Origin of the sequence: Microbacterium sp. CPCC 204701, assembly GCF_004010105.1 — a bacterium.
Lineage (GTDB): Bacteria > Actinomycetota > Actinomycetes > Actinomycetales > Microbacteriaceae > Microbacterium.
The window spans coordinates 1-4,838 of sequence record NZ_RRYE01000233.1 but is presented as its reverse complement, the minus strand read 5'-3'; the positions used below and the strand labels follow the sequence as shown (position 1 = coordinate 4,838).

Below are 4,838 nucleotides of genomic sequence, written 5' to 3'. Positions count from 1 at the left end.
GCGGGGGTCGCCGTCGTCGCGATCGTGCTCGCGGTGACCTCGACGATCGCGCCGGCGACGCGCTCAGGGCGAGTAGTCGCCCTCGAGCCGGTCGCCGACGTGGCGCTGACGGCGACCGTGGCCGTGAGCGAGGTCGCGTGGGGGACGCGGCTCGAGATGGAATGTCGTTATCCGCCCGACGCCGCATCGGATGCCCCGCCGGAGGGCTGGTCGTACGTCCTGGTCGTGACCGCCGACGACGGCAGCACGAGCGAGCTGTCGACGTGGCGGGCGCCGCCTGGAAGCACCACACGACTGGAGGCCGGAACGGCTCTGGACGCCGACGACATCGCCGTCATCGAGGTGCGCAGCATCGACGGCAGCCGCGTGCTGCTGCGGGGCGAGCCGCCGGCCGGCGAATAGCCGGTACGGTACGCGGGCGTGCGTAGGATGACGGGATGCCTCGCCTCCTCGCCGTCTGCGCCGTCAGGCAGCTGCGACCCGATGCCGGCGCGGTCGGCGTGACGGCGATCGACAAGGGTCCCGTGGATGGAGCCGTCCGGATCGGCGCATACGGCGTCTACGCCGACGTGCAGGCCGACCGCAAGCACCACGGCGGCCTCGACAAGGCGCTGTACGCGTATGCCGCTGAGGACGCCGCGTACTGGGAGCGCGAGCTGGGACGCCCCCTGCCGCCCGGCTTCTTCGGCGAGAACCTCCGCACCGAGGGCATCGACGTCAACGCGGCCCTGATCGGCGAGCGCTGGCGAATCGGCGACCGCGTCGAGGTCGAGGTCACCATGCCGCGGACGCCGTGCCAGACGTTCGCCCGCTGGGTCGGCGGCGACGACGGGCGCGGCTGGGTACGCCGGTTCTCCGACGAGCGACGGCTCGGCCCGTATCTGCGCGTGGTCGCCACGGGCCGGACGCGGGCGGGCGACGAGATCTCGGTGATCCATCGCCCAGCGGGCGCTCCCACGATCCTCGACCTCTATCGCGGGCCGTGAGGTCCGTCGGAGCCCGCCGAGAATGACGGATGCCCCGGCCGAGGGCCGAGGCATCCGTCGTGCGAGTTCGGGTCAGGCGGCGAGGCTCTTGCCGTGCGAGCCCAGCTGCGTGGTCGCCTCGACCACGCGGACGGCCATCGCCGACTCGGCGATCTTGCCCCACGCGCGCGGGTCGTAGGCCTTCTTGTTGCCCACCTCGCCGTCGACCTTCAGGACGCCGTCGTAGTTCGAGAACATGAAGCCCGCGATCGAGCGGGTGAAGGCGTACTGCGTGTCGGTGTCGATGTTCATCTTGACGACGCCGTTGGCCACCGCGAGCGCGATCTCGTCGTCGGTCGAGCCGCTGCCGCCGTGGAACACCAGGTCGAGCGGCTTCGGGCCGGTGCCGAAGCGGGAGGCGATGCCCTCCTGGATCTCGCCCAGGAGCTCGGGGCGCAGCTTGACGTTGCCGGGCTTGTAGACGCCGTGCACGTTGCCGAACGTGAGGGCAGAGATGTAGCGGCCGTTCTCGCCGAGGCCGAGCGCCTCGACGGCCTTGGTCACGTCGGCGACCGTGGTGTACAGCGCCTCGTTCGAGCCCTCGTGCGTGACGCCGTCCTCCTCGCCGCCGACGACGCCGACCTCGATCTCGAGGATCGCGGCGATGTTCTTCATGCGGGGGAGGAGATCCCGCGCGATCTGGATGTTCTCGTCCAGCGGCACGGCCGAGCCGTCCCACATGTGCGACTGGAAGATCGGGTTGCGGCCGGCCTTGACCTCTTCCTCCGACGCCTCGATGAGGGGGAGCACGAAGCCGGGCAGTGCGTCTTTCGGGCAGTGGTCGGTGTGGAGGGCCACTGTGATCGGGTAGTTCTTGGCGACCTCGGTGGCGAACTTCGCGAACGCGAGGGCGCCGGCGGCGCGAGCCTTGACGGTGTGGCCGGCGAAGTAGTCGGCGCCGCCCGTCGTGACCTGGATGATGCCGTCGGAACCGGCGTCGGTCAGGCCTTGCAGCACGGCGTTGATCGTCTGCGAGCTCGACACGTTGATGGCGGGATACGCGAAGCCGCCGGCCTTCGCGCGGTCCAGCATGTCGGCGTACTGCTCCGGGGTGGCGACGGGCATGGGTGCTCCCTGTTTCTGGTCTCGGCTCGACGCGGAGATCGGTACGCGCGTCAGGAGAACTCTACCGAAGGGGCCGTTCCGGCATCGGACGGCGCCGGATGCCTCCTGCGCGGAAACCCGCGTGCCTGCACGATCGGAAAGAATCGCAATTCCTTCGGGCTCGCGGATGCGAGAATCCGGAGGAGTGGATGGCGGGCCTGGCTAGGCTGACCGCATGGTGAGCCTGACCGCGGACATGAGTCCCCTCCACCCCGACCGCAACCTCGCCCTGGAACTGGTGCGCGCGACCGAGGCAGCCGCGATCCGGGCGGTGCCGTACATCGGTCGCGGCGACAAGGAGGCCGCCGACGGCGCCGCCGTCGACGCCATGCGGGCGTTCTTCACCACGGTGAACTTCGACGGCACCATCGTGATCGGCGAGGGCGAGAAAGATGCCGCGCCGATGCTGTACAACGGCGAGCGCGTCGGCAGCGGCCGCGGCCCGCAGGCCGATGTCGCCGTCGACCCGATCGACGGCACGTCGCTCACCGCAGCCGGGCGCAACAACGCGCTGTCGGTCATCGCGGTGTCCGATCACGGCACGATGCTCGATGCGTCGAGCGTCTTCTACATGGACAAGCTCGTCACCGGCCCCGCGGGAGTGGGCGTCGTCGACATCCGCCTGTCCATCGGCGAGAACATCCGCCGTCTCGCGACGGCGCTCGGAAAGCCGGTCGACGAGATCGTCGTGTCGGTGCTGCACCGTCCACGCCACGAGCGCCTCATCGAGGAGATCCGCGAGGCAGGCGCCGGCACGCGACTGATGAGCGACGGCGACGTCGCCGGCGGCATCAACGCCGCACGCCACAATGCGCGCACCGATATGTGCGTGGGCATCGGAGGGAGCCCCGAGGGCATCGTGACCGCGTGCGCGATCAAAGCCCTGGGCGGCCACATCCAGGGGCGGCTCTGGCCGCGCGACGATGACGAGGAGCAGCGGGGGATCGACGCGGGCCTGAAGTTCGACGGCTACGTGTACGAGGCCGACGACCTCGTGAAGGGCAGCAACACGATCTTCGTCGCGACCGGCGTCACCGACGGCGCGCTGGTGGCCGGGGTGCGTCGCGAAGGCGGATACGTCTACACCGAAAGCGTCGTGCTGCGAGGCGCGTCGGGCACGCTGCGCCGCATCACGTCGGAGCACCTCGTCTCGAAGTGGCTCTGACCCCGCACGTTGTGAGTCGGTGAGACGGGTGTGACGGATGTTGCGCTCGTGACGGTGTTGTGACCTCCTGCAGCCCCAGCTCTGGCAGAATCGACTCGAGTGTCGATCCAGACGCGAGAGTTCTTCCACGCGAGGAGTTGACGATGTCCACGCAGCAGTCCGGCGACTCGTCGCAGCCCCAGACGGGCGCGCACGCGGTGGTCGCCAACGCGATCGACCCGGCACGGCGTCCCGATGTGCTGCTGCGCGTCCGGCGGGACGAGGGCCATGAGGTCAGCGCGTGGTGGATGATCGGCGCCTTCACCGTCGTCTCCGCCGCGGTGATCCTCCTGCTGGGCTTCGTGCCCGGCGGCGCCTGACCCGGTCGGGGCCGATCCGCGGCGACTCAGTCGTCCGTCCCGGCGATGCGTGCACGCACGTCGCCGAGCTCGGCGATCGCGGCCGGAACGTCGAGGGTCGCATCGAGCAGCTCCGGTGCGGTGAGCCGTCGCGGGCTCTTCTCGATCGGCGCCGGCTCGGTGACGGCGTCGAGTTTCGTGACATCGATGCCCGGGAACTTGCGGGCACTGACGAGCACCCGTGTCTCGAGCGATCCGGCGAAGCGGTTGTAGCTGTCGACGGTGCGCTCGATCGCACGTCGCAGGTCGTCGGCGTGCGACGCCAGCGAGCCGAGTCGCTCGTAGAGCTGGTTGCCGAGGTCGAACAGCGCACGCGCCTCCTGCGAGACGTCCTGCTGGGTCCACGTGTACGCGACGGTCTTGAGCACCGCCCACAGGTTGACCGGCGAGGCGAGCGCGACGCGCTTGCCGAACGCGTAGTCGAGCAGTGACGGATCCTCTTCGAGCGCCGCGCCCAGCAGCGACTCGCTCGGCACGAAGCACACCACGAACTCGGGGCTCGACGAGAGGCCCGCCCAGTAGCGCTTGCGGGCCAGCGCGTCGACGTGCGCCCGCACGGCCTTGACGTGCTTGTCGAGCAGCCCGCGGCGCCGAGCACCCTCGGCCCCCTGCGCCGTGAGCGGGATGGCGCTCGCCTCGAGGAACGCGTCGAGCGGCACCTTCGCGTCGACGGCGATCGCCTTGTCGCCGGGAAGGCGGATCACCATGTCGGGGCGCCCGGCACCGGCATCCGTCGTGATCGAGGTCTGCACATCGAAGTCGACGTGGTGCGTGAGCCCGGCGGCCTCGACGACGCGCCGCAGCTGCGTCTCGCCCCACACGCCACGCGTGCTGCCGGAGCGCAGCGCGCTCGCGAGTGACTCGGTCGTGGCGCGGAGTGCCTCGTCGGACTCGTGCGCCCGCCGCAGCTGCTCCGCGAGCGTGCCGAACTGGGTGTGGCGGTCGCGCTCGAGCTCGTCGACCTTCGAGTGCATCGCGGCGAGGGTCTCTTGGACCGGAGCCAGCGCGCGCAGCACGGACTGCTCGCGGCGCTCGCGCTCCTCGCGCGCGGCCTGGTCGTGGCGTGCCTGCGATGCCAGCTCGCGGTACAGCAGGTGCTGATGGTCGAGCTGCGCCTGCACTCCCTGACGGGCTGCGTCCGCCGCG

General features: G+C 70.5%; 5 protein-coding genes and 1 pseudogene. 4 read left to right on the top strand and 2 right to left on the bottom strand.

The window, feature by feature from the left end:
• Both EIO58_RS18845 and EIO58_RS12695 read left to right on the top strand, forming a co-directional pair.
• Positions 1–402 (top strand): annotated as a pseudogene (locus EIO58_RS18845) (hypothetical protein); the annotation flags it as partial.
• 35 nt (positions 403–437) lie between these two features.
• Positions 438–986, top strand: coding sequence for an MOSC domain-containing protein (locus EIO58_RS12695; protein ID WP_127819846.1), 549 nt, complete (start codon positions 438–440; stop codon positions 984–986).
• Positions 987–1,058: 72 nt separating this feature from the next.
• Here the strand turns inward: EIO58_RS12695 and fbaA are convergent, their stop codons facing one another.
• Positions 1,059–2,090, bottom strand: coding sequence for a class II fructose-bisphosphate aldolase (fbaA, locus tag EIO58_RS12690; protein ID WP_127819845.1), 1,032 nt, complete (start codon positions 2,088–2,090; stop codon positions 1,059–1,061).
• A 214-nt stretch (positions 2,091–2,304) separates the two neighbouring features.
• Here fbaA and glpX point away from each other — a divergent pair, with 214 nt between their 5' ends.
• Positions 2,305–3,294 (top strand): class II fructose-bisphosphatase, encoded by a 990-nt coding sequence (glpX, locus tag EIO58_RS12685; protein ID WP_127819844.1) that lies wholly within the window; start codon positions 2,305–2,307, stop codon positions 3,292–3,294.
• Positions 3,295–3,437: 143 nt separating this feature from the next.
• Positions 3,438–3,653 (top strand): UDP-N-acetylmuramyl pentapeptide phosphotransferase, encoded by a 216-nt coding sequence (locus EIO58_RS12680; protein ID WP_127819843.1) that lies wholly within the window; start codon positions 3,438–3,440, stop codon positions 3,651–3,653.
• A 26-nt stretch (positions 3,654–3,679) separates the two neighbouring features.
• Here EIO58_RS12680 and EIO58_RS12675 read toward each other — a convergent pair.
• On the bottom strand, positions 3,680–4,838 hold a 1,159-nt coding region (locus EIO58_RS12675; protein ID WP_240658812.1), incomplete at its 5' end, for a DNA recombination protein RmuC.